The organism is Caulobacter sp. LARHSG274, assembly GCF_052871235.1.
The window spans coordinates 1-20,588 of record NZ_JBIXJO010000007.1; the positions used below are offsets into that span (position 1 = coordinate 1).

Below are 20,588 nucleotides of genomic sequence, written 5' to 3' on the forward strand. Positions count from 1 at the left end.
CCGCCAGCGCCACCCAGCGGATCGCCGACGATATGCTGACCTTGAACCGCGCCGCCGCCTGGCGGCGAGATGCGCCCGCCACGACTTCCGCCACGACCCGCTCGCGAAGACCCTTCGAATGCGCCGCGCCCATCCAAACCTCCCAAATCAGAAGGCCTCAAGGGACTCATGAGCCCACGACGAAGGGAATCCTCCCTCCGATCACAATCGATTCAACTCAACGGGCGAATGCTCTAGGGCGTTTCCCCCAGATGGGCCGCGTCGGAAAAGTCCCGGGGACCCGGGAGATCTTCCCGCATGAGAGCTATTGACTGGTCTACGAAGTCGAGGACGACACGGTCTGGATTCTGACCTTGATCCACACCTCGCGCCAATGGCCGCCGGAACGCGGCGATTAGCGGATATCCGCTTCCGCCACCACCGCCGCCTCCACCAACCTCACCACATCCCCCATGATCTCGGTGATCTTGAAGTCCTTGGGCGTGTAGATCCGCGCCACGCCCATCTGCTTGAGGATCAGGGCGTCGCCGTCGGGGATGATGCCGCCGACCACCACCGGGATGTCGCCCAGGCCCTCGGCGCGCATCACCCGGATCACCTCCTGCACCAGGTCCAGGTGCGAGCCCGACAGGATCGACAGCCCGACCACGTGGGCGCGGCCTTCCTTGGCGCGGCGGACGATCTCGTCGGGGGTCGAGCGGATGCCGTCATAGATCACCTGCATGCCGCAGGCCCGGGCCCGGGTGGCGATCTGTTCGGCGCCGTTGGAATGGCCGTCCAGGCCCGGTTTGCCGACCAGATAGGTCAGGGTGCGGCCCAGCAGCTGCGAGACCCGCTCGACCTCGGCCTTGACCGCCTCGACGTCCTCGGCCTCGCCGCTCGAGACCACGACGGCGACCCCGGTCGGGCCGCGATATTCGCCGAACACCTCGCGCAGGGCCCCGGCCCATTCGCCGGTGGTGATCCCGGCCTTGGCGGCGGTGATCGAGGGTTCCATGATGTTCCGGCCATCGGCCGCGGCGGCCTTCAGCGCCGCCAGGGCGGCCTCGGCGGCGACCGGGTCGCGGGCGGCGCGCCAGGCCTTCAGCCGCTCGACGACGCCGGCCTCCAGCAGGGGGTCGACGGTCTCGATCGCCTTGCCGCCCGCCGCCAGAGGCGAGTCCTCGCTGTCGGTCCAGCGATTGACCCCGACCACCGTCAGGTCGCCGGTCTCGACCGAGCGCACCCGCCGGGCGTTGGCCCCGACCAGCTCGCCCTTCATATAGTCGATGGCGCTGGCGGCCCCGCCCATCGCGTCGATCAGGGCCAGCTGTTCCAGCGCCCCCTTCGACAGCTCGGCGACCTTGGCCTCGACCACGTGGCTGCCGTCGAACAGGTCCTCGTATTCCAGGAGGTCGGTCTCGTAGGCCAGCACCTGCTGCAGCCGCAGCGACCACTGCTGATCGAACGGCCGCGGCAGGCCCAGGGCCTCGTTCCAGGCCGGCAGCTGCAGGGCCCGGCAGCGGGCGTCCTTGCTCAGCGTCACCGCCAGGGCCTCGATCAGGATGCGATAGACATTATTCTCGGGCTGCTGCTCGGTCAGGCCCAGGCTGTTGACCTGGACGCCGTAGCGGAACCGCCGGGCCTTCGGATCCTGGACGCCGTAGCGCTCCAGGAGGATCTGGTCCCACAGCCGCGTGAAGCTGCGCATCTTGCACAGCTCGGTGACGAACCGCACGCCGGCGTTGACAAAGAAGCTGATCCGCGAGGCGACGATCTCGAAGTCTTCCTCCGGCACCTGGCCGCCGGCCCTGACGGTGTCGAGCACGCTGATCGCCGTGGCTAGGGCGAAGGCCAGTTCCTGCTCCGGCGTCGCTCCCGCCTCCTGCAGGTGATAGCTGCAGACGTTCATCGGGTTCCATTTCGGAACCTCGATATAGCACCAGGCGATCATGTCGCCGATCAGCCTCAGGCTCGGCCCGGGCGGGAAGATGTAGGTGCCGCGGCTCAGATACTCCTTGATCAAGTCGTTCTGGGTGGTGCCCTGCAGCAGGGCGCGGTCGGCCCCCTGCTCGTCGGCCAGGGCCACGTACAGCGCCAGCAGCCAGGCGGCCGGGGCGTTGATGGTCATCGAGGTGTTGGACTGCTCCAGCGGGATCTGGTCGAACAGCTGGCGCATGTCGCCCAGGCAGCTGACCGGCACCCCGACCTTGCCGACCTCGCCGCGGGCCAGGATGTGGTCGGGGTCGTAGCCGGTCTGGGTCGGCAGGTCGAAGGCCACCGACAGGCCGGTCTGGCCGCGGGCCAGGTTTGAGCGATAGAGGGCGTTGGATTTCTGCGCCGTGGAATGCCCCGCATAGGTGCGGAAGATCCAGGGCGCGTCGGGCGCGTGCTGGAACGGCTTGGCTGTCATCCTGCGCTTCCCGTTATCGTTCTTGTTACCAACGATCATGAGCCGGCTTTTGCTGCGGCGCAATATCGCAAAAGCGAAGACGGCGCGCCGTCAGAACGGCCGGCGGCCGGTCACCACCTCGAACCACAGCCGAAAATCGCCGGCCAGGCTGTAGAGCGGATATCTGAAGGTGGCCGGGCGGTTCTTCTCGAACACGAAATGGCCCACCCAGGCGAAGCCGTAGCCGACCAGCGGCGCGGCGATGAAGAACCGGCCGTCGACCAGCACGCCGGCGACCAGGGCGACGATCACCAGGCAGGTCCCGACCACATGCAGCCGCCGGCTGGCGCGGTTGCGGTGTTCGGTCAGATAGAACGGATAGAAGGCGGCGAAGCTGCGATAGCGGCCGCCGCCGTCCTCAGCGTTGGGCTCGATCATGGGTGCGATGTTCCGCCCGCTGACCCGCCGTGGCAAGGGCGACGCGGCCCGATCGCGTCCTGGGCGGCGCCTCTGGTCACGCTCGCCGCATCCGGTCCAAGCGTCACAGTGATCCGTCACAGGATCAATCCTTTGCCTAAAAGTCGCCCAATTTGGGAGACATGCCCCAAGCTCGACGACAGCCCAATTGTAAACAAGCTCAGCCTCAGCGGCACAACGCCGCGCCCCATTTCATCAACGTGCTGGACGTGACATTGTGGCTAAACAACCGTTGGAGGCGAAACTTGAGCGAAGAAACCGAAGGCCGACGTCCCAATCCCGTCGATCTGCACGTCGGCGGCCGTGTCCGGATGCGTCGCAAGCTGTTGGGCGTTAGCCAAGAACAGCTGGCCGATTCTCTGGGCCTGACGTTCCAGCAAGTGCAGAAATACGAGCGCGGCGCCAACCGCGTCAGCGCGTCCAAACTGTATGAGATCGCCCGCACCCTGCAGGTGCCGGTGTCGTTCTTCTTCGATGGTCTGGCCGATCCGATGGACGGCTCGGAAAACGACGAGGTCGGCCAGCACGCCGAGCGCGTCGTCCAGGAATTCCTGACCACGCCTGAAGGTCTGGAACTGGCCGAGGTGTTTCCGAAGATCAACCGCGGCCGGGTTCGCCGCCAGGTTCTCGACCTGGTCCGCGCCATGGCCGAAGAAGCCCACCGAAACGACGCCGCTTCCTAGCCACGGGGCGCCACTGAACGACCTCTTCCGCTCGGGCCCCGGCGCACACGCGCCGGGGCCCGATGGCGTTTTGAGGGGCTCTCGTCAGCTGGCCGAGAGCCGGCCCTGGCTGGCGATCCACATGCGCTTGGCGGTCTGCAGCGAGGCTGGGGCCAGGCCCCGCAGGTCATGGCTGCGGACGATCCTGAGCCCGAACTCGCGGTCCTTCTGCCAGATCACCCTGGCGTCGTGGGCGAAGCCGCTGACCAGGTCGACCAGCTGGACCGCGCCGGGCGGACAGGCGCCCGACAGCAGCTGAATGCGCAGGCCCGACTCCGACATGTCGCGGATCACGCAGTCCCAGGCGAAGGCGCCGCACAGCACCTTGCCGGCATGTTGCATCATCGTGCGGGGACCGGCGCGCCGGTCGGCCATCCCGCCAGAACCAAACTTCGACATGTTTCTAACAACGCGCACCGGCGTTAATCGATGGTGCAGCTGGATGGTTTATTTGTCACGCTCCGTCGCGGCGAAACGCCGCCCGCGCCGGAACGGGTGCCGGCGCGGCGGGTTAGGGATCGACGCCCTGGCGATCGGATGGGGATGAGGCCGGCGAAGACCGGCCGACGAGGAACGAAGGGGGATGTGCTCATGACTCATGGCGTGGCGCTGCTGGCCGACGTGACCGGCCGGGACCTGATCGTCGCCCTGGCGCGGCCGGGCGACGCGCCCGGCGAACACCGGGTCATGCCCTGCGCCAGTCCGCGCGAGCTGGAGGCCTGCCTGGGCTCGGTGCTGGCGCAGCTCGACCCCGGCGAACTGGTCGGGGCGGCGGTCTGCGCGGCGGGGCCCGAGATCGACGGAACCATCACCCTGACCAGCACCGGCATGACAATCTCCCAGGCCTGGCTGCGCAGCGTGCTGCGCACGCCCAGGGTCTATCTGGTCAACGACTTCACCGCCTGCGCCATGGGCGCGCTCAAGGTCGGCGAGGCCTCGCTGGAGGTGGTCCATCCCGGCCGCGCCGCCCGCAACGCCGCCATCGCCGTGCTCGGTCCCGACATCGGCCTGGGCGTCGCCGGCCTGGCCCCCTTGCGCGGCGGCGGCTGGCTGGCCGTGCCCAGCGAGGGCGGCCACATCGACTTCGGGCCGCTGGAGGCCCGCGAGGCGCCGGTCTTCGCGGCCGTTCGCGCGCGCCATGGCGACACCGCCGCCGAGCGCCTGTTGTCGAAGCAAGGCCTGGGCGACATCCACCAGGCGCTGGCGCGGATTTCGACACCGCTCAATGACAACGTTGTCATCACACAGGCCCGGGCCGGCGACGTCGTGGCCTGCGAAGCGATCTCGATCTTCAGCGCCCTGCTCGGCGGCTTCGCCGGCGACATGGCCCTGCTGTTCGCCGCCCGCGGCGGGGTGTTCCTCAACAGCCCGCTGCTGGAGGCGATCGGCGACTTGCTGGACCGCGAGGCCTTCACCCGTCGCTACCGCGCCAAGGGCCGGATGGAAGCCTACCTCGCCGACCTGCCGGTGTTCGCCATGCCCGGCCGCCCCGCCCTGCTGGGCCTGTCCAGCCTGTTCTCCGCCAGCGACATGCGCTACGCGGCCACCGAGGTGAAGTTCCTCGACTGTTGAGGGCTCACCCCTCGCTCACGGTCCGCAGGTTGGCCAGGCCGGTCTCGAAGTCGCCGCCGATCATCTTGTCCATGTTGAAGAACACCCCCATCAGCTTGGAGATATAGGGCGCGGGCCCTTCCATGACCCAGGTCACCCGGGTGGCGTCGCCCTGCGGCTCCAAGGTGAAGACCACCTTGTTATGCGAGGTGAACGGCTTGCTGAAGTCCAGGTCCAGGGCCAGGCGCGACGGGGCGGCGGCCTGGGTGATCTTCATGTCGCCGACCCCGGCCTTGCCGGTGCTGGTCCAGCCGTAGGTGGCGCCAGGCCCCGCGGCGGGGGTGGAATAGGCGCGGGTCATGGCGGGATCCAGCTTCTCGTAGGGCGACCAAGCGGCCCAGCGATGGAAGTCCTCGATCTGGGCGTAGATCTTCTCGGGCGGCGCCTTGATCACCGCCGAGCGGGCGACGCGGAAAGTGTCGGGCCGGGTCGCCGCATAGCCCAGCAGGGCGACGATGGCGGCCACGACGACGAGGGCGGCGATGCCGATGGTCTTGCGCATCCTGGATGTCCTTGGTTCTGGTCAGGGATGGACGGGACCGCGATAGGCCCCGTCCTCGCCGGATCGTCAGGCCTTCGGCGTCGTCGCCAGCGACCACAGGACGCCGAACGGGTCCTTCAGCTGGCCGTAGCGGTCGCCCCAGAACATCAGCTGCACCGGCAGGACCACCTCGGCCCCGGCCGCCACCGCCCGTTCGAACGCGGCGTCGACGTCCTCGACCTGCTGGTGCAGGACGAAGCCGGCCGGGGTCTGGACCGGATAGCCGTGCTCGGGATAGGCGTCGCCCAGCATCACCGAATTGCCGTTGATCAGCAGGTGGATGTGCATGGTCCGGCCTTGCTCGTCGACCGGAAAGCGGAACAGGTCCTTGGCCCCGAACGCCTTGACGTAGAAGTCGGCCGCGGCGCTGGCGTTGCTGGGGGTCAGGTAGGGCACGACGCCGCCGACAGGCGGCGGGCTGGCGGCGGGGGCCTGGGCTTCGAGGGTTTGAGCGTCGGTCATGGGTTTCTCCTTGGGCCGTGAGCGTGTCGGCGTTCGAAGGACGGGCCAGCCCCGGCCGATCCGACAACCGTCGGGATTTTTCTTGCGGCGTCGAGGCGGGAGCGGCGGAACCGCCCGGACTTCCCCTAATTACCCCGTCTCCCCGGCGAAGGCCGGGGTCCAGATTCAGCCGTGGCGCCGTACGCTTATCCGAAACACGCAGCCTTACGATCTGGGCCCCGGCCTTCGCCGGGGAGACGGAATAACAAGGGTTCGACCCTCAATCATCACGCCTCAGGCCCTCGCCCCGTCCTGCATCAGCCGGTCCAGGTGCAGGCGGATGTGGGCCGCCTCGGCCGGGGTGTTGGCCAGGGCGATGGCCTGGTCGAAGGCGGCGCGGGCCTCCTCGCGCCGGCCCAGTTGCAGCAGCAGCCCGCCCCTCAGGCCGAAGAAGTGGAAATAGCCCGCCAGCCGCGAGGCCAGGGGTTCGATCATCGCCAGGGCCGCCTCGGGGCCGGCGACCTTCGACACCGCCACGGCCCGGTTCAGGGTCACCACCGGCGAGGGGGCCAACTGCTCCAGGTCGCCGTACAGCAGGTCGATGCGCGTCCAGTTGGTGTCCTGCGGCCGCTCGGCCCGGGCGTGCTCGGCGGCGATCGCGGCCTGGGCCAGGTAGGGGCCGGGCCGGCGGTGGCGCAGGGCCTTGTCGATCAGGGCCAGGCCCTCGGCGATCATCCGGCGGTTCCACAGCGCCCGGTCCTGGTCCTCCAGCAGCACCACCGCCCCATCGGCGTCGAAGCGGGCCGGGGCGCGGGCGTGCTGCAGCAGCAGCAGGGCCGTCAGCCCCATGATCTCCGGCTCGCCCTGGAACAGCCGCAGCAGCAGCCGCGCCAGGCGGATGGCCTCGTCGCACAGCGAGCCGCGGGCCTGCACCGCCTCGGCGCTGGCCGAATAGCCCTCGTTGAACACCAGATAGACCATGGCCGCCACGGCCGACAGCCGCTCGGCCCGCTCCACGACGCCGGGGGTCTCGAACGGCACGTCGGCGGCGGCGATCCTGGCCTTGGCGCGGGTGATGCGCTGCTCCATCGCCGACTCGCCGACCAGGAAGGCGCGGGCGATCTGCCGGACCGACAGGCCCGAGACGATGCGCAGGGCCACGGCGATCTGCTGGGTGGCCGGCAGGTCGGGATGGCAGCAGATGAACAGCAGCCGCAGCACGTCGTCGCGATAGTGGTCGCCGTCCAGCCGGTCGGCCAGGGCCGCCTCGGCGTCGTCGAGGTCGGAGATCAGGTCCTCGGCCGGCAGGGGCGCGGACTTGCTGCGCTTGCGCACCCCGTCCAGCGCCGCATTGCGGCCGACCAGGATCAGCCAGGCGGTCGGGTCACGCGGCGGGCCGTTCTTGGGCCAGGCCTTCAGGGCCCGCAGGCAGGCGTCCTGGAAGGCCTCCTCGGCGGTGTCCAGGTCGCGGAAATAGCGCAGCAGCGCCGCCATCGCCTGGGGCCGGGCCGCGGTCAGGGCCGCGTCGATCCAGGCCGCGTCGATGTTCGCCGTCTCGCTCATGCGCCCGCTCCTTCGGTCCGTTCCGCCGCCAGGCCGCCGGGCTGGTAGAGGGCCAGGGGGCGGACCTCATAGGCGCCGGTCCCGGGATTGGCCCGGGCCAGGTCGCGCGCCGTCTCGATCGCCTGCTCCAGCCCCTCGCACTCGACCAGGTGGAAGCCCAGCAGCTGCTCCTTGGTCTCGGCGAACGGCCCGTCGATCACCACCGTCTGGCGGCCCTTGCGCAGGGTGACCGCCGCGGTGGTCGGCAGCAGCCGCGCCGACGGCCCCATCCGCCCGGCCGCCGCCAGCTCCTGCTCCACCCCCGAAAGCCTGGCCATCACCACGCCCTCCTCCGCCATGGTCCACGATCCGACCACGTCTTCCAGGTTGTAGCAGAGAATGGCGTAGAGCATGGAACATCGGCCTCGTTGGTCGAAGGACGAACGAGGAGGCGCGGGTTCCGACATCGGGGGGTGAGAAAAAGCCGGGTCTCGCCCAGGCCCGGCCAGTTCCCCACGGCGGTGGAACGCCGCACCCGAACAGGCTTTGCGCGCGAGAACCTTGACTGTCGCGAGGCTTGTCCGCAGAACGGAGTCTGAATTCAATCGTAAGTTTATCATGCGATAGCACTATCGCTTGAAGGCGTGCTTCGCCGTCGCCTTCGTCTGACGACATTCGGGTGACCGGCAAGAACGGGACAAGCCCCGGCAACGCCGTATTTTCCACTTGAGGAGATACGGCTCTGCCGTATATGCTGGCCATGGAAACGGTCGTCGAGACCAGCGCCTATCTCTCGGCGGCCAAGGACGCCGGCATGTCGGCCGCGGAGATGGCCGCGGCTGTCGATTTGCTGTCGGCCAATCCCTTGGCTGGCGCACTGATGGTGGGAACTGGCGGATGCCGGAAGGTCCGTCTCGCCGGCAAGGGTAAGGGCAAATCCGGCGGCTATCGCCTGATAACCTTCTACCGGGTCGGCGATCGGGTGTTCCTGCTGACCGTGTTCGCGAAGGGCGATCGCGCCAATCTTACCCGAGCCGAACGCAACGCCCTGAAGGCGCTCACGGAAGACCTCTAACCGGAGGATCACGGAGGATCAGATGACCAAGTCCGCATTCGACAAGATCGCCGCCGGCCTGCGCGAGGCCAAGGCGATCGGCGAAGGCCAGGCGGCCCCGGGCAGCTATCGCGTCCATGTCCCGCAGGACGTCGACGTCAAGGCGATCCGGCGGCGCCTGGGTCTGACGCAAGCGGCCTTCGCCGCCCGTTTCGGCTTCTCCACCGCCGCCGTCACCGATTGGGAACAACGACGCCGGCGCCCGGAGGCGGCGGCCCGCACGCTGCTCATGATCATCGATCGAGAGCCGGCGGCCGTCGAACGCGCGCTGGGTTTGAATTGAGCGGCGCGGCTTGGCCGATGCTTTGCAAGGAAATCCGTGGTGGCTGGGGGCGGGATCGAACCGCCGACCTGTGGGTTATGAATCCACCGCTCTAACCATCTGAGCTACCCAGCCGCGCGAGGCGGAGGCGGGCTTATAAGCGCAAAGCGGGGCCGGCTTCAACCCCGTCCGAGCATCCGATCGAGCACCGCGTCCAGGCGCCGCGCCAGGCTTTCCGGACCGTAATCGGCCAGCGCCTTGGCGCGGGCGGCGAGGCCCAGGGCGACGGCGGTTTGCGGGGCGGCGATCAGTCCGGCCAGGGCCTGGGCCAGGGCGGCCGGGTCGCCGGGCGGCACCAGCCGGCCGTCGACGCCGTCGGCCAGCATCTCGACCGGGCCGGCGATGGCGCTGGAGACCACCGGCAGGCCGGCGGCCATGGCCTCCAGCAGCACCAGCGGGAAACCCTCCTGGAACGACGGAAAGGCCAGGACGTCGCCGGTCGCCAGGAAGCCCGGCACGTCGCCGACCCAGCCGACCAACCGCACGCGGCCCTCCAGGCCGTGCTGGGCGATCAGCCCCTCCAGCCGGCCCCGCTCGTCGCCCTCGCCGGCGATCTGCGCCTCAAAGGCCAGGCCCTGGTCGCGGAGCAGCGCCAGGGCGGCGACCAGCACGTCGAAGCCCTTCTTGGGATGCAGGCGGCCGGCGGCGACGATGCGCGGCGGCCTGTCGGGGTCGGCGAACGGCGCGGCCAGCACGCTCGGCGGCCGCACGGCGTTGGGCACGAAGTGGACATGGCCGGCCGGCGCCCCGCGTTCGATCGCCAGGTCGGCCAGGTGGCGGCCGACGCAGATATAGTGGGTGCGCACGGGGTCGATGTCGAAGGCCGGCTTGTGGACGCAGACCGCCAGCACCGTCCCGGGCGGCGCGACCTTGGCCAGCAGCCGGGCCGGGCGCTGGCCGTGGCTGAGGATCAGGTCCGGCTTCGCGGCCCGCACCAGCCGCCGGGCCGCGCCGAGCGTCAGCGGGTCCCAGTCGGTGTGGGCCGGCATCGTCGCCAGGGGCGGAACCCGGTCGCGCTCGCGCCGGGCCACGGCGCCGCCGGCCCGCACCAAGCCGGTGGCGACGCCGCCATGGGCGCGGGCATAGGCCTCGAGGATCGGCTGGTAGTCGAGGAACACCTGCTCCAGGCCGCCCAGACCCTTGCCCAGCATGGCGTGCAGGATGGCGGTCAAGGCGGGCTCCGGGCGTGGCGAGGCCGGACCTTCGTCGCGGCCGGGACGCAAGTCAACGCCGGGACCGATCGCGGCTTGCCATCCGGGCTGGCGATGCCAACCTAGGCGTCTGCAACCCTGAACTTCCCGGCCAGGACCCGCCCATGCGCATCGCCCACCTCGCCCTCGCCGTGCTCGCCCTGTCGGCCTGCGGTCCGGAGGGCGAGGCCCGACAAGCCGCCGGGGCCAATCCGCCGGTCGAGACCGGTCCGCCCAACGCCCCCGACCAGAAGCCGGCCTTCCCCGGCCAGACCCGCGCTCCCGAGCTGAAGGCCGGCGTCGCCTACCAGGTCGAGACCGTGGCCACGGGCCTGGACCATCCCTGGAGCCTGGCCTTCCTGCCGGACGGGGCCAAGCTGGTCACCGAGCGGGCCGGTCGGCTGCGGGTGCTGGGGGCCGACGGCAAGCTGTCGCCCGCCGTCGCCGGCCTGCCGGCGGTGTTCGCCGAGGGTCAGGGCGGCCTGCTCGACGTCGCCCTCGACCCCGACTACGCCAAGAACGGCCTGGTCTACTGGACCTATGCCGAACCGCGCGAGGGCGGCAACGGCACGACGGCGGCGCGCGGCAAGCTGGTGCTAGGGGCCCAGCCGCGGCTGGAGAACGTGCAGGTGATCTGGCGGCAAATGCCGACCATCGATTCGGCCCTGCACTTCGGCGGCCGCCTGGCCTTCGCCCGCGACGGGTCGCTGTTCATCACCACCGGCGAGCGCGCCATCCCCGAGGGCCGGGCCCAGGCCCAGCACCTGGACGCGGCCCTGGGCAAGGTGATCCACGTCCGGCCGGACGGGTCGATCCCCGCCGACAATCCCTATGTCGGCAATCCCCAGGCCAAGCCCGAGATCTGGTCGATGGGCCACCGCAACCTGCAGGGGGCGACGATCAATCCCTGGACCGGCCAGCTGTGGACCGTCGAGCACGGGGCCAAGGGCGGCGACGAGATCAACATCCCCAAGGCCGGCAAGGACTATGGCTGGCCGACCATCACCTATGGCGAGGACTATTCGGGCAAGCCGATCGGCGAGGGCATCACCCAGCACGCCGGCATGGAGCAGCCGGTCTATTACTGGGACCCGGTGATCGCCCCCTCGGGCCTGACCTTCTACAACGCCGGCCTGTTCCCGGCCTGGAAGGGCAGCCTGCTGGTCGGCGGCCTGCGGGGCTATCTGGTCCGCCTGACGGTCAAGGACGACAAGGTGGTCGGCGAGGAGCGGCTGCTGTCGGAACTGGGGTTCCGCATCCGCGACGTGCGGGTCGGGCCGGACGGCGCGGTCTATGTGGTCACCGACGAGGACGACGGCCGGGTGCTGCGGATCTCGCCGAAGACGTAGGCCCAAGCCCTATTTCGGCTTGCCCTTGCGCGCCGACCACAGCGAGGCGGCCAGCGAGGGCTTGCCCTTCAGCAGGGTGGCGGCGGCCATGCCGGCCATGAAGGCGGCGGTGGGATGGGCCTGCATCAGGTCGACCACCCGCTGCTCCAGGGGCGGCGGGCGCTTGCGGGCCTTTTCCTGCTGCTGCAGCAGGGCCCAGACCGCGACCACCACCGCCGCGACCATGGCGACGATGGCGTAGGCCCAGGCCGCTCCGACCCACTGGCTGAGAAAGGCGAACACCGCCATGGCCGCGGCCACGGCGGCGATGGCGGCGGCCATGATCAGCCCCGCCCCCGCCATCAGCCGCGAGATCAACCGGTCGATGAAATCGTCGAGCATCGCGCCCTCCTGAATAGCCAAGACGGCAACGCGCGAGGACGCAGTTGGTGGCAGAAAGCCTTACGCCTCCAGCCGCCGCGCCACTTCCTCGCCGATCGCCAGCGCCATGAGGGTCCCTGTTTCAAGCGGCGGCCCAAGAATCAAATCATTGCTATTAATGTGTTTTGCATATTCACGGCGCCGCTTGAGAATATCCGGCCCCACCTCAAGAGGAATCGGCTCGAACTGCACCCGCAAGCCCCCGGAGACGACGGCGTCCCTCAGTTCAATCGAGCAGTATCGTTCTTCGCCGGCGATCTGCATGATGCCGAACAGATGGTCGTCGACCCCGACGACCGGCTTCAGTACGAGCTGCTTCCAACTGGAGATCCGGGCTGGCCGATCTGGACGCGGCCCAGGCCTGAGATTGTTCGGCGCGAATGTGGAACGATCCAGATCGACAAGGTCGATCCGGTTCCATGTATTCAGCCAATAGTAGTTATTTACCTCGACCCCACCACCGAGAGAATCGGCCCCGGCGGTGCTCGTGCGGAACGCAGCCGGCAGGAACTCCGCGTTCTTTATGAAGGGTTCGCAGACTTCGCGGAAACGATCGGACACGAAGACCAATCCTTCCTGGAGAAAGTAGTCGGGAAGGTCATCCACCGAAACGGAAACGACTCCGGTGATAAGCGAAGGCACGACGTCCTTGACCGAGTCGACAACGCCGGCGCGCACATCCCACGTGGGACCGCCAAGCCTCATCTCCACCGCACCGACGCCCTTGAGATCGTCTCGAAGAATCCGCTGGTCCGGCAGGGGATCGAGAAATACGTCGACCTGCGTCGGCGAGGTTGGCTTGATCAGGTACGGCAGCGGCCACTCATAGACGTTACTCATGCGCCAACTCCCGTTCTGGCCTTGAGGGACACACACTCATTTCCGACGCCACTCCGCGGCTGACAGTGCTTTGAGGAAATGATGCCGTGTCCCTCAAGCGCGGATCGACAGCCGGTCACGCCGCGTCTCCGCCGTGCTCGCCAGCCGCCGCTTCACCCGCGCGACGGATCCAGGCGCTGCTCGAGGCCGGCGCGAAGCTGCGCGAAGAAGGTTTCGGCGTCGACGTCGGTGGAGGGATCGTCCTTGGCTGCCAGCTCGTCGAGAAAGCTTTCCAGCTGTTCGCCGCCGCCCATGATCTCGGCGGCGCGACGATAGTTCAGCTCGGCCAGTTCGGCGGCGACCGCCTCGTCGAGCGACGCGAACTCGCCGCGCTCGACCCGCGCCTGCAGGTCGAAGGCGTCCTCCGGCGTCAGGGTCACGACGACCGGGGCGGGCTGGACCGGCTTGTTCATGTCGCCAGGTTATCACGAAGGTCGCCTTGAGGGACACACACTCATTTCCGACGCCACCTCGCGGCCGACAGTGCTTTGAGGAAATGAGTGTGTGTCCCTCAAGCGGATCGGCGCGACTTTCGGTTGCGTCAGGCATCAAGCTTCGCAATGACTGGATGGCGCACGGGGAATTCGCATGACGGGACGCTCGCTGATCTTGGCCATCGCCGCCGCCCTGGTTCTGACGACGCCGGTCCAGGCTCAGACCCCGCGCGCCTTGAGTCCCAAGGAAGCGGTCTGGACGCGCATCCCCAACGGCGATGACATCGCCAACGCTTATCCCGCGAACGCCGCGCGCAACGGGGTCAGCGGCTGGGCGGCGATCCAGTGCCTGGTGACGGACAAGGGGCTGCTGGCGGATTGCCGTGTGCTGGGCGAGTCCCCGCGCGACCTGCATTTCGGCGACGCGGCCCTCAAGCTGAGTAGACTCTTTAAACTGGCGCCGGCCGACAAGACCGGCCGATCGGTGGCCGGCGCCGCGATCATCGTGCCGATCGTCTTGACCATGCCCGGGAACGCGGGTCTCGACCTGCCAAAGGACTATATCGCCGGCGGCCCCGCCTTCCTGGTCACCACGGCCAAGTCGGCAAATTCCCGGACCTTCGCCTGCCCCACCGCGCGATCGCCCGACCAGCGCTGCGAGGTGCACGCCTTCGCCTGGGAAACCGCCCCCACCCTGGCCGAAACGACGGATCTGGTGCGCGGGGCCGTGGGCGACAGCGGCACGACGACGCTCAATTGCGGCCTGGACGCCGAGCGCCGCCTCAGCGGGTGCCTGGCGATGGGCGCCCCCACCCCCGCCCAGGAGGACGCCATGCGCCGCCTGGGCGCGCTGTTCGTCGCGCCCGTTGCGGCCGACGACAAGACGCCGATGGCGAAAGGCCGCATCCTGATCGACTTCCATTGGCCCGCCCTGCGCGCCGCGGTCGAGGCCCAGATCCCCACGGCGCCGGGAGCGAACTAAGTCCTACCCCGCCCGCTGCGCCCACGGAAATTTCCCTCACAGCCTTTCAGCCAAGATTTGCTTTGGGGGAAATGAGTGTGTGTCCCACAAGCGTTCAAACCTGGCGAAGGTTCTTCGGCAAGCGAGCGCCGTGGACCACGCGCTCGATGAAGACATCCGACTCGGAGACACGATACAGGATGACATAGGGCGGGAAGGACAGGCCGCGAACGCTCGCGCCATAGATCGGCCGCAACGGTCCCAGTTCGGGATGGTCCGCCAGGGTCGTCGTGCGTTCGATCAAGGCTTCGACGAACCTGCGCGCCGCCCGAGGACGGTCCTGAGCGATCCAGTCGCCAATGCCGATGAGATCGAGCCTCGCGCGACGCGAAAACCGGATTCGCCTCAATCGCCACCGTCGCCGTAGCGCTGGCGCAGTTCGGCGAAGACGACCTCGGCGTCCAGATAGTCGCCCTCTTCGATCGCTGCTTCAATCGAGAGGCGGATCGCCTCGACATCATCGGTGACGCCGAACTCCATCCGATCGGCGAAGGCGCTGGCGGCCACGAAGATCGCCTCGCCCACCGATTCGAATACGCCCTTGTCGACCAGCGGCTGGAACCGCGCCGCGAGGGACGGCGGGATGAAGAAGGTGTCAGGCGGACGCACCGGCTTGTTCATGGCCTTGAGCCTATCACAATGGCGAAGGCGCGCCAGACCTCACCCCGCCCACTGCGCCCACAGCGCCGCCGCCTCGGCCTTGGCCTTGACGACCGCGGCGTCCTTGATGTGGCCGTAGCCGCGGATGGCTTGCGGGATCGCCGCGATGCGGACCGCCAGGGGCAGGCGCTCGGGGGTCAGTTCGGCGACCAGCCGGTCGAGGGTCTGCTGGTAGTCGGCGATCAGGCCGCGCTCCATGCGGCGCTCCTCGGTCCGGCCGAACAGGTCCAGCGGACCGCCGCGCAGGCCCTTCATCTTGGCCATCAGCGGGAAGGCCAGGTCGAGCATCCAGCCGCCGAACGCCATCTTGCGCGGCCGGCCGTCCTTGTCCTTGGGGGCGAGGATCGGCGGGGCCAGCCAGACCTTGGCCTTGCCGCCCTGGAAGGTTCCGGCCAGCTCGGCCCTGAAGCGACCGTCCGTGTACAGACGGGCGACCTCGTACTCGTCCTTGTAGGCCATCAGCTTGTAGAGATTGACCGCCGCGGCCCGGGTCAGGGCCTCGCCGCCGCCGTTCGCCGCCTCGGCCGCCGCGACCTGTTCGATCCTCGCCAGGTAGCGCTTGGCGTAGGCCTCGTCCTGGTAAGCGACCAGGTCGGCGGCGCGGCCGGCGATCAGGTCGTCGAGCGGCGTCGTCTCCGGCGTCGGCACGTCGGCCTCGCGCGGCCCGGCCGAGGCCGGGTCGTGGGCGACGCGGCGGCCCAGCTCGAAGGCGGCCAGGTTGGACTCCGCGTCGACGCCGTTCAGCCTGATGGCCCGGTAGATCGCCCGGCTGGACAGCGGGATCACCCCGCGCTGCCAGGCGAAGCCGACCATGATCATGTTGGCGAAGATGGCGTCGCCGAACTGGCTTTCGGCCAGGTGCTGGGCCGGGCAGGCGTCGAAGCTCCGGGTCGCGCCCTTGATCCGCCGGGCCATGGCCCCGCTGTCGAAGCGGATGTCGCGGCTGGTGACGAAGTCGGCGGTGGGGGCGAAGTCGCTGTTGCCGAAGGCGGCGGTGCGGTCCTTGGCGTAGAGCGACAGGCCCTCGGGCGAGGCGGCCACCAGCAGGTCGCAGGCGATCAGCACGTCGGCGCTGGCGGCGGGCACGCGGCCGCCGACCACCGTCTCCTCGGTCTCGCCGATCTTGACGTGGCTGAACACCGCCCCGCCCTTCTGGGCCAGGCCCGTCATGTCGACCACGCTGCCGGCTCGGCCGTCGACATGGGCGGCCATGGCCAGGATCGAGGCCACGGTCGTCACCCCGGTGCCGCCGACCCCGGTGAAGAGGATCCGCCGCACGCCGTGAAAGTCGTCGAAGGCCGGCAGCGGCGTCGACTCGGCGGTCAGGGCCGGCGCCTTGCGGGCCTGGGTGTTCTGCGCACCCTCCAGGGTGATGAACGACGGGCAGAAGCCGTCGACGCAGCTGTAGTCCTGATTGCAGGACGACTGGTTGATCTTGCGCTTGCGACCGAATTCGGTGTTCAGCGGCTCGACCGACACGCAGTTGGACTTGATCGAGCAGTCGCCGCAGCCCTCGCAGACCAGGGGGTTGATGAACACCCGCTTGGTGGCCTTGGCCATGGTCCCGCGCTTGCGGCGGCGGCGCTTTTCGGTGGCGCAGGTCTGGTCGTAGAGCAGCACCGTCGTGCCGGGGGTGTCGCGCAGCGTCTTCTGCACGGCCATCAGCTCGGACCGCGGGAAGACCTCGACGCCGGGGGCCAGGTCCTTGACGTGCGCGTAGCGCTCCAGCTCGTCGACGACGATCACCGTGCGCGCCACGCCCTCGGCGGCCAGCTGGCGGGTGATCTGGGCCGGGGTGAAGCCGCTTTCGGCCCTCTGGCCGCCGGTCATGGCCACGGCGTCGTTGAACAGCAGCTTGTAGGTGATGTTGGCCCCGGCCGCGACCGCCGCCCGGATCGCCAGCGAGCCGGAGTGGTTGTAGGTGCCGTCGCCGAGGTTCTGGAACACGTGCTTTTCGGTCGTGAACGGCGCGGCCCCCACCCAGGTCAGGCCCTCGCCGCCCATGTGGGTGTTGAGGTCGGTCGAGGGGTCGTTGAAGCTGGCCATGTAGTGGCAGCCGATGCCGGCCAGGGCCCGGCTGCCCTCGGGCAGCTTGGTCGAGGTGTTGTGCGGGCAGCCCGAGCAGAAGAACGGCTTGCGCACCTGGTCGGCGGCCAGGCTGACGGCGGCGACGCCGGCGGCCGAAACCCGGTTCAGATAGGCCTGGGCCCGATCCCGGTGCGGCCCGTCCGGCAGGCGGTCATAGAGGGCCAGGGCGATCTCGGCCACCGACAGCGAGCCCAGCTCCGACAGCAGCGGATGGCCGTGCTCGTCCTGCTTGCCGATGATCCGCGGCCGGGCGTGGGCGGGAAGGTCGTAGAGCGCCGCCCGGGCCTGGGGCTCGATCAGGCCGCGCTTGTGCTCGATGACCATCAGGGTCTCCAGCCCCGCGGCGAAGGCCCGGATGCCCAGCGGCTCCAGCGGCCAGGGCATGCCGACCTTGTAGATCGACACCCCCAGGTCGGCCGCCTCCTCCAGGCTGATCCCCATGGCCGTGAAGGCCTCCAGCACGTCCTTGTAGGCCTGGCCCTGGCAGACCACGCCCAGCCGGGCCTTGCCGACCCGCACGTGCGAGGCCCCCAGCACCACGCGGTCGATCCCGTTGGCGCGGGCGAAGGCCAGGGCGGCCGGCAGCTTGTGCAGCCGCAGCCGCCGCTCCTTCTCCATCGGCTGGTCCTTCAGCCGGATGCCCAGGCCGCCGGGCGGCATCGGGAAGTTGTCGGGGACGACGATCCGGTGGCGGTCGAGCGAGACGTCGATGGTCACGCCCGAGTCCATGGTGTCGGCCAGGGCGATCATGCCGGTCCACAGGCCCGAGAACCGCGACATCGACAGGCCCATCAGGCCGTAGTCGAGCACCTCCTGCACGTCGGCCGGCGACAGCACCGGCATCTCGAAGTCCTGGAAGGCGAATTCCGACTGCGACGGCAGGGTCGAGCTTTTGCAGGCGTGGTCGTCGCCGGCCACCGCCAGCACCCCGCCGGTCGGGAAACTGCCGGCGAAATTGGCGTGCTTGAAGACATCGCCGGTACGATCCACCCCGGGGGCCTTGCCGTACCACATGCCGAACACGCCGTCGTGGGTGGCGCCGGGGAACAGGTTGGCCTGCTGGCTGCCCCAGACGGCGGTGGCGGCCAGGTCCTCGTTGAGGCCCTCCTTGAACACCACGTCGTGGGCCGCCAGAAGCTTGCCCATCCGCGCCGCCTGCTGGTCCAGCCCGCCCAGCGGCGAGCCGCGATAGCCCGACAGGAAGCCGGCGGTGTTCAGGCCGGCGCGGGAATCAAGGCGCTTGCGATCGAGCAGGACACGGATCAGCGCCTGCACGCCGGTGATGAAAGCGCGGCCCTCTTCGAGCAGATATTTGTCGTCGAGCGTGACTTCCGAGTGCCGCATAGCAAAAAAATTCCTCCCGGGTCTTCCTGCCCGCTCAGCAATATCTTATAGAAACGGGGAAATTGTTTGCCCAAGGCGTGCCCGGTTCACGGCCGCTTTGCGCAAGATCAACGCGCCAAACACCCTCTGGGGGGAGGAAATCTTGTCCGAACAACTCGACGCCGTGGATGCCAAGATCCTCGATCTCATCCAACACGACGCCGGACTGTCCGTCGCCGAGATCGCCGAGCGGGTGGGACTGTCGTCCAGCCCCTGCTGGCGGCGGATCAAGCGCCTGGAGGACGCCGGCGTCATCCAGCGCCGGGTGACCATTCTCGACCGCGAGAAGCTGGGCCTGGGCTTCGAGGTCTATTGCACCGCCAAGCTGTCGCTGCCGACCAAGGAAAACCTCGACACCTTCGAGCAGGCCGTCGCCAAGTGGGCCGAGGTGGTGCAGTGCGCCACCGTCACCGGCGCCGCCGACTACGAGCTGCGCATCGTCACCCGCGACATGCGCGCCTTCGACGAGTTCCTGCGCGACAAGCTGCTGTCGCTGGGCCTGGTCAGCAACATCGAGAGCCGGATCGTCATCCGCGGCGTCAAGAACTCCACGGCGGTGCCCCTGGGGCTGGTCAGCCCGTATGTGAGCCCGCTGGGCTGAGGCGCGTCTCCTCCCCCGCGAGGGGGAAGGGGCCCGCCCTGACGCCCCGCATAGCGGCCGTCCGGCAGGGCGGTGACGTGGTCGTAGCGGACCAGGCCCGGCAGGGCCTTGACCCATATGCCATCTATGGCATATTCGATTCATGGCATGTATCGTCGAATATACCGACGAGTTCGGCGTCTGGTGGGCCACGCTCGGCGAAGCCGAACAGGAAGATGTGGCCGCCTACGTGTCGTTGCTTGAGGAACGCGACGTGCGCCTGGGACATCCGCATTCGTCGGGGGTCAAGGGTTCGCGGCACGGCCACATGCGGGAACTGCGGGTGCAGAGCGGCGGCCGGCCGCTGCGGATCTTCTACGCCTTCGACCCGCGTCGCATGGCGATCCTGCTGATCGGCGGGGACAAGACCGGCGACGACCGGTTCTATGACATCTTCGTCCCCATCGCCGACCGGCTCTACGACGTGCATCTGGATGAACTGAAGACGGAAGGATTTTCGCCATGACCGGACGGACGCCGTTTCAAACCCTGCGGGCGGCGATGACCCCCGAGCAGCGCGCCAAGGCAGAGGCGAAGGCGGCGGCCCTGCGCGAGGACATGACTTTGGTCGAGCTGCGCCAGGCGCGTCAGCTGACCCAGGAGAACCTGGGCGCGACCCTGCATGTCGGCCAGACCGCGATCGCCAAGATGGAGAGGCGCGCCGACATGTATGTCAGCAACCTGCGCCGCTTCATCGAAGCCATGGGCGGCGAACTCGACATCGTCGCGCGCTTTCCGGATGGCGCGGTGAAGATCAGCAACTTCGCGGGCATCGGCGGCAAGGGAGCGGCTGGCGACTGAGCCTGGATGAAAGACATGGCCGATCGGGTGGATGGCGGCCGACGCGACTCCGCTTCCCCGCGTTCAAACCGCTCGACGCCCGGCATAGCGGCCGTCCGCCAGGGCGGTGACGTGGCCGTAGCGCACCAGGCCCGGCAGGGCCTTGATCACCGCCTGTTCGATGCGCTTGCCGCCCTTCTTGAAGCGGCGGGCGATGGCGGCGACGTCGAGCGGGGTCTCGGCCTGGTCGAGCACGGCCAGCACGGCCGGGGGACGCAGCCAGCGCACCTGACCGGCCGCCCCGCTCGGCATTCAGGTCGCGGCGGCCCGCAGGCGATCCAGTTCGCAGCGGAAGGCTGCGATCAGCGTAGCAGCTTCTTCGGTCGGAAGATCGGCGGCGAGCTTTGGAAAACGATCTTCCCAGCCCTGCGCCACGCTGGGCGGCCAGGGCATGCGTTGCGCGGCCTGAGCGGTTCTCAGCGCCTTGCCGAGGTGCTTGCGGATAAAATCAAGATCGGGCGGCCGGCGCTCCGAGGGGGAACGCTCGCCCTGAAACAGGTTCAACTGGGACATGGCGCCATCATCCACGATTCCCTCCGGCCT

General features: G+C 68.9%; 25 protein-coding genes, 1 tRNA gene and 1 pseudogene. 9 read left to right on the forward strand and 18 right to left on the reverse strand.

Going from position 1 to position 20,588, the window contains the following annotated elements:
* The 3 genes and pseudogenes from ACIPQB_RS13585 to ACIPQB_RS13595 form a co-directional block, all read right to left on the reverse strand.
* Positions 1-133, reverse strand: a pseudogene (locus tag ACIPQB_RS13585) (IS630 family transposase); the annotation flags it as partial.
* Positions 134-394: 261 nt separating this feature from the next.
* Positions 395-2,392 (reverse strand): methylmalonyl-CoA mutase family protein, encoded by a 1,998-nt coding sequence (locus tag ACIPQB_RS13590; protein ID WP_446485777.1) that lies wholly within the window; start codon positions 2,390-2,392, stop codon positions 395-397.
* 90 nt (positions 2,393-2,482) lie between these two features.
* Complete coding sequence (locus tag ACIPQB_RS13595) at positions 2,483-2,809, reverse strand: Mpo1-like protein (protein ID WP_446485778.1); 327 nt, start codon at positions 2,807-2,809, stop codon at positions 2,483-2,485.
* Between the two features lie 284 nt (positions 2,810-3,093).
* Here ACIPQB_RS13595 and ACIPQB_RS13600 point away from each other — a divergent pair, with 284 nt between their 5' ends.
* Entirely contained in the window at positions 3,094-3,531 is a 438-nt protein-coding gene (locus ACIPQB_RS13600; RefSeq protein ID WP_446485954.1) for a helix-turn-helix domain-containing protein, read from the forward strand.
* A gap of 84 nt (positions 3,532-3,615) precedes the next feature.
* Here ACIPQB_RS13600 and ACIPQB_RS13605 read toward each other — a convergent pair whose 3' ends face one another.
* Positions 3,616-3,945: a PilZ domain-containing protein gene (locus tag ACIPQB_RS13605; protein ID WP_446485779.1), complete on the reverse strand. Its 330-nt coding sequence runs from the start codon at positions 3,943-3,945 to the stop codon at positions 3,616-3,618.
* 216 nt (positions 3,946-4,161) lie between these two features.
* On the opposite strand from ACIPQB_RS13605, the gene ACIPQB_RS13610 reads away from it, so the two are divergent.
* Complete coding sequence (locus ACIPQB_RS13610; RefSeq protein ID WP_446485780.1) at positions 4,162-5,142, forward strand: glucokinase; 981 nt, start codon at positions 4,162-4,164, stop codon at positions 5,140-5,142.
* 4 nt (positions 5,143-5,146) lie between these two features.
* On the opposite strand, the gene ACIPQB_RS13615 is transcribed toward ACIPQB_RS13610, so the two are convergent.
* The 4 genes from ACIPQB_RS13615 to ACIPQB_RS13630 form a co-directional block, all read right to left on the reverse strand.
* Positions 5,147-5,683 (reverse strand): SRPBCC family protein, encoded by a 537-nt coding sequence (locus tag ACIPQB_RS13615; protein WP_446485781.1) that lies wholly within the window; start codon positions 5,681-5,683, stop codon positions 5,147-5,149.
* 66 nt (positions 5,684-5,749) lie between these two features.
* Entirely contained in the window at positions 5,750-6,184 is a 435-nt protein-coding gene (locus ACIPQB_RS13620) for a VOC family protein (protein WP_446485782.1), read from the reverse strand.
* A gap of 273 nt (positions 6,185-6,457) precedes the next feature.
* The gene (locus ACIPQB_RS13625; RefSeq protein WP_446485783.1) at positions 6,458-7,726 is read right to left on the reverse strand and encodes an RNA polymerase sigma factor; all 1,269 of its coding nucleotides are present in this window, start codon (positions 7,724-7,726) and stop codon (positions 6,458-6,460) included.
* Positions 7,723-8,118, reverse strand: coding sequence for a YciI family protein (locus tag ACIPQB_RS13630; protein WP_446485784.1), 396 nt, complete (start codon positions 8,116-8,118; stop codon positions 7,723-7,725). Before ACIPQB_RS13630 ends, ACIPQB_RS13625 begins: the two co-directional genes overlap by 4 nt.
* A gap of 338 nt (positions 8,119-8,456) precedes the next feature.
* On the opposite strand from ACIPQB_RS13630, the gene ACIPQB_RS13635 reads away from it, so the two are divergent.
* Both ACIPQB_RS13635 and ACIPQB_RS13640 read left to right on the forward strand, forming a co-directional pair.
* Entirely contained in the window at positions 8,457-8,780 is a 324-nt protein-coding gene (locus ACIPQB_RS13635; RefSeq protein WP_446485785.1) for a type II toxin-antitoxin system RelE/ParE family toxin, read from the forward strand.
* Between the two features lie 22 nt (positions 8,781-8,802).
* Positions 8,803-9,102 carry a helix-turn-helix domain-containing protein gene (locus ACIPQB_RS13640; RefSeq protein ID WP_446485786.1) on the forward strand — a complete coding sequence of 100 codons (300 nt, stop codon included), beginning with the start codon at positions 8,803-8,805 and terminating at the stop codon, positions 9,100-9,102.
* Between the two features lie 37 nt (positions 9,103-9,139).
* Here ACIPQB_RS13640 and ACIPQB_RS13645 read toward each other — a convergent pair.
* Positions 9,140-9,216 (reverse strand) — tRNA-Met (locus tag ACIPQB_RS13645).
* A 44-nt stretch (positions 9,217-9,260) separates the two neighbouring features.
* On the reverse strand, positions 9,261-10,313 hold the full coding sequence (locus ACIPQB_RS13650; protein WP_446485787.1) for a glycosyltransferase: 1,053 nt from the start codon (positions 10,311-10,313) through the stop codon (positions 9,261-9,263).
* A gap of 143 nt (positions 10,314-10,456) precedes the next feature.
* Between ACIPQB_RS13650 and ACIPQB_RS13655 the strand changes: the two genes are divergently transcribed.
* Complete coding sequence (locus ACIPQB_RS13655; protein WP_446485788.1) at positions 10,457-11,680, forward strand: PQQ-dependent sugar dehydrogenase; 1,224 nt, start codon at positions 10,457-10,459, stop codon at positions 11,678-11,680.
* A gap of 9 nt (positions 11,681-11,689) precedes the next feature.
* Here the strand turns inward: ACIPQB_RS13655 and ACIPQB_RS13660 are convergent, their stop codons facing one another.
* The 3 genes from ACIPQB_RS13660 to ACIPQB_RS13670 all read right to left on the reverse strand — a co-directional run bounded on the left by ACIPQB_RS13660 (position 11,690) and on the right by ACIPQB_RS13670 (position 13,392).
* The gene (locus ACIPQB_RS13660; RefSeq protein ID WP_446485789.1) at positions 11,690-12,061 is read right to left on the reverse strand and encodes a hypothetical protein; all 372 of its coding nucleotides are present in this window, start codon (positions 12,059-12,061) and stop codon (positions 11,690-11,692) included.
* 60 nt (positions 12,062-12,121) lie between these two features.
* Positions 12,122-12,940, reverse strand: a complete 819-nt coding sequence (locus ACIPQB_RS13665) for an imm11 family protein (protein WP_446485790.1) — start codon at positions 12,938-12,940, stop codon at positions 12,122-12,124.
* A gap of 152 nt (positions 12,941-13,092) precedes the next feature.
* Positions 13,093-13,392, reverse strand: a complete 300-nt coding sequence (locus tag ACIPQB_RS13670) for a hypothetical protein (protein WP_446485791.1) — start codon at positions 13,390-13,392, stop codon at positions 13,093-13,095.
* A 175-nt stretch (positions 13,393-13,567) separates the two neighbouring features.
* Between ACIPQB_RS13670 and ACIPQB_RS13675 the strand changes: the two genes are divergently transcribed.
* Positions 13,568-14,395: an energy transducer TonB gene (locus ACIPQB_RS13675; protein WP_446485792.1), complete on the forward strand. Its 828-nt coding sequence runs from the start codon at positions 13,568-13,570 to the stop codon at positions 14,393-14,395.
* Between the two features lie 94 nt (positions 14,396-14,489).
* Here the strand turns inward: ACIPQB_RS13675 and ACIPQB_RS13680 are convergent, their stop codons facing one another.
* Genes ACIPQB_RS13680 through ACIPQB_RS13690 form a run of 3 tightly spaced genes read right to left on the reverse strand, consistent with a single transcriptional unit; the run spans position 14,490 to position 18,526 of the window.
* The gene (locus tag ACIPQB_RS13680; RefSeq protein WP_446485793.1) at positions 14,490-14,783 is read right to left on the reverse strand and encodes a type II toxin-antitoxin system RelE/ParE family toxin; all 294 of its coding nucleotides are present in this window, start codon (positions 14,781-14,783) and stop codon (positions 14,490-14,492) included.
* Positions 14,780-15,055, reverse strand: a complete 276-nt coding sequence (locus ACIPQB_RS13685; protein ID WP_446485794.1) for a hypothetical protein — start codon at positions 15,053-15,055, stop codon at positions 14,780-14,782. Before ACIPQB_RS13685 ends, ACIPQB_RS13680 begins: the two co-directional genes overlap by 4 nt.
* Before the next feature lie 39 nt (positions 15,056-15,094).
* Positions 15,095-18,526 (reverse strand): indolepyruvate ferredoxin oxidoreductase family protein, encoded by a 3,432-nt coding sequence (locus ACIPQB_RS13690; protein ID WP_446485795.1) that lies wholly within the window; start codon positions 18,524-18,526, stop codon positions 15,095-15,097.
* A gap of 142 nt (positions 18,527-18,668) precedes the next feature.
* Here ACIPQB_RS13690 and ACIPQB_RS13695 point away from each other — a divergent pair, with 142 nt between their 5' ends.
* From ACIPQB_RS13695 to ACIPQB_RS13705, 3 genes are all read left to right on the forward strand, one after another.
* Entirely contained in the window at positions 18,669-19,166 is a 498-nt protein-coding gene (locus ACIPQB_RS13695; RefSeq protein WP_007666807.1) for an Lrp/AsnC family transcriptional regulator, read from the forward strand.
* 142 nt (positions 19,167-19,308) lie between these two features.
* Positions 19,309-19,671, forward strand: a complete 363-nt coding sequence (locus tag ACIPQB_RS13700) for a type II toxin-antitoxin system RelE/ParE family toxin (RefSeq protein WP_446485796.1) — start codon at positions 19,309-19,311, stop codon at positions 19,669-19,671.
* Positions 19,668-20,006, forward strand: coding sequence for an XRE family transcriptional regulator (locus ACIPQB_RS13705; protein WP_446485797.1), 339 nt, complete (start codon positions 19,668-19,670; stop codon positions 20,004-20,006). Before ACIPQB_RS13700 ends, ACIPQB_RS13705 begins: the two co-directional genes overlap by 4 nt.
* Positions 20,007-20,069: 63 nt before the next feature.
* On the opposite strand, the gene ACIPQB_RS13710 is transcribed toward ACIPQB_RS13705, so the two are convergent.
* Entirely contained in the window at positions 20,070-20,297 is a 228-nt protein-coding gene (locus tag ACIPQB_RS13710; RefSeq protein WP_446485798.1) for a hypothetical protein, read from the reverse strand.
* Positions 20,298-20,558, reverse strand: coding sequence for a hypothetical protein (locus tag ACIPQB_RS13715; protein ID WP_446485799.1), 261 nt, complete (start codon positions 20,556-20,558; stop codon positions 20,298-20,300).
* Positions 20,559-20,588: the final 30 nt, after the last annotated feature.

What these genes read in the sequence shown, in the direction of transcription:
- ACIPQB_RS13615 (WP_446485781.1), bottom strand. Translation starts at nt 5,683, where the DNA reads ATGCGCAAGACCATCGGCATCGCCGCCCTCGTCGTCGTGGCCGCCATC.
- ACIPQB_RS13660 (WP_446485789.1), bottom strand. Translation starts at nt 12,061, where the DNA reads ATGCTCGACGATTTCATCGACCGGTTGATCTCGCGGCTGATGGCGGGG.
- ACIPQB_RS13605 (WP_446485779.1), bottom strand. Translation starts at nt 3,945, where the DNA reads ATGGCCGACCGGCGCGCCGGTCCCCGCACGATGATGCAACATGCCGGC.
- ACIPQB_RS13595 (WP_446485778.1), bottom strand. Translation starts at nt 2,809, where the DNA reads ATGATCGAGCCCAACGCTGAGGACGGCGGCGGCCGCTATCGCAGCTTC.
- ACIPQB_RS13705 (WP_446485797.1), top strand. Translation starts at nt 19,668, where the DNA reads ATGACCGGACGGACGCCGTTTCAAACCCTGCGGGCGGCGATGACCCCC.
- ACIPQB_RS13655 (WP_446485788.1), top strand. Translation starts at nt 10,457, where the DNA reads ATGCGCATCGCCCACCTCGCCCTCGCCGTGCTCGCCCTGTCGGCCTGC.
- ACIPQB_RS13610 (WP_446485780.1), top strand. Translation starts at nt 4,162, where the DNA reads ATGACTCATGGCGTGGCGCTGCTGGCCGACGTGACCGGCCGGGACCTG.
- ACIPQB_RS13670 (WP_446485791.1), bottom strand. Translation starts at nt 13,392, where the DNA reads ATGAACAAGCCGGTCCAGCCCGCCCCGGTCGTCGTGACCCTGACGCCG.
- ACIPQB_RS13620 (WP_446485782.1), bottom strand. Translation starts at nt 6,184, where the DNA reads ATGACCGACGCTCAAACCCTCGAAGCCCAGGCCCCCGCCGCCAGCCCG.
- ACIPQB_RS13700 (WP_446485796.1), top strand. Translation starts at nt 19,309, where the DNA reads ATGGCATGTATCGTCGAATATACCGACGAGTTCGGCGTCTGGTGGGCC.
- ACIPQB_RS13590 (WP_446485777.1), bottom strand. Translation starts at nt 2,392, where the DNA reads ATGACAGCCAAGCCGTTCCAGCACGCGCCCGACGCGCCCTGGATCTTC.
- ACIPQB_RS13665 (WP_446485790.1), bottom strand. Translation starts at nt 12,940, where the DNA reads ATGAGTAACGTCTATGAGTGGCCGCTGCCGTACCTGATCAAGCCAACC.
- ACIPQB_RS13690 (WP_446485795.1), bottom strand. Translation starts at nt 18,526, where the DNA reads ATGCGGCACTCGGAAGTCACGCTCGACGACAAATATCTGCTCGAAGAG.
- ACIPQB_RS13675 (WP_446485792.1), top strand. Translation starts at nt 13,568, where the DNA reads ATGACGGGACGCTCGCTGATCTTGGCCATCGCCGCCGCCCTGGTTCTG.
- ACIPQB_RS13685 (WP_446485794.1), bottom strand. Translation starts at nt 15,055, where the DNA reads ATGAACAAGCCGGTGCGTCCGCCTGACACCTTCTTCATCCCGCCGTCC.
- ACIPQB_RS13710 (WP_446485798.1), bottom strand. Translation starts at nt 20,297, where the DNA reads ATGCCGAGCGGGGCGGCCGGTCAGGTGCGCTGGCTGCGTCCCCCGGCC.
- ACIPQB_RS13625 (WP_446485783.1), bottom strand. Translation starts at nt 7,726, where the DNA reads ATGAGCGAGACGGCGAACATCGACGCGGCCTGGATCGACGCGGCCCTG.
- ACIPQB_RS13715 (WP_446485799.1), bottom strand. Translation starts at nt 20,558, where the DNA reads ATGTCCCAGTTGAACCTGTTTCAGGGCGAGCGTTCCCCCTCGGAGCGC.
- ACIPQB_RS13640 (WP_446485786.1), top strand. Translation starts at nt 8,803, where the DNA reads ATGACCAAGTCCGCATTCGACAAGATCGCCGCCGGCCTGCGCGAGGCC.
- ACIPQB_RS13630 (WP_446485784.1), bottom strand. Translation starts at nt 8,118, where the DNA reads ATGCTCTACGCCATTCTCTGCTACAACCTGGAAGACGTGGTCGGATCG.
- ACIPQB_RS13635 (WP_446485785.1), top strand. Translation starts at nt 8,457, where the DNA reads ATGCTGGCCATGGAAACGGTCGTCGAGACCAGCGCCTATCTCTCGGCG.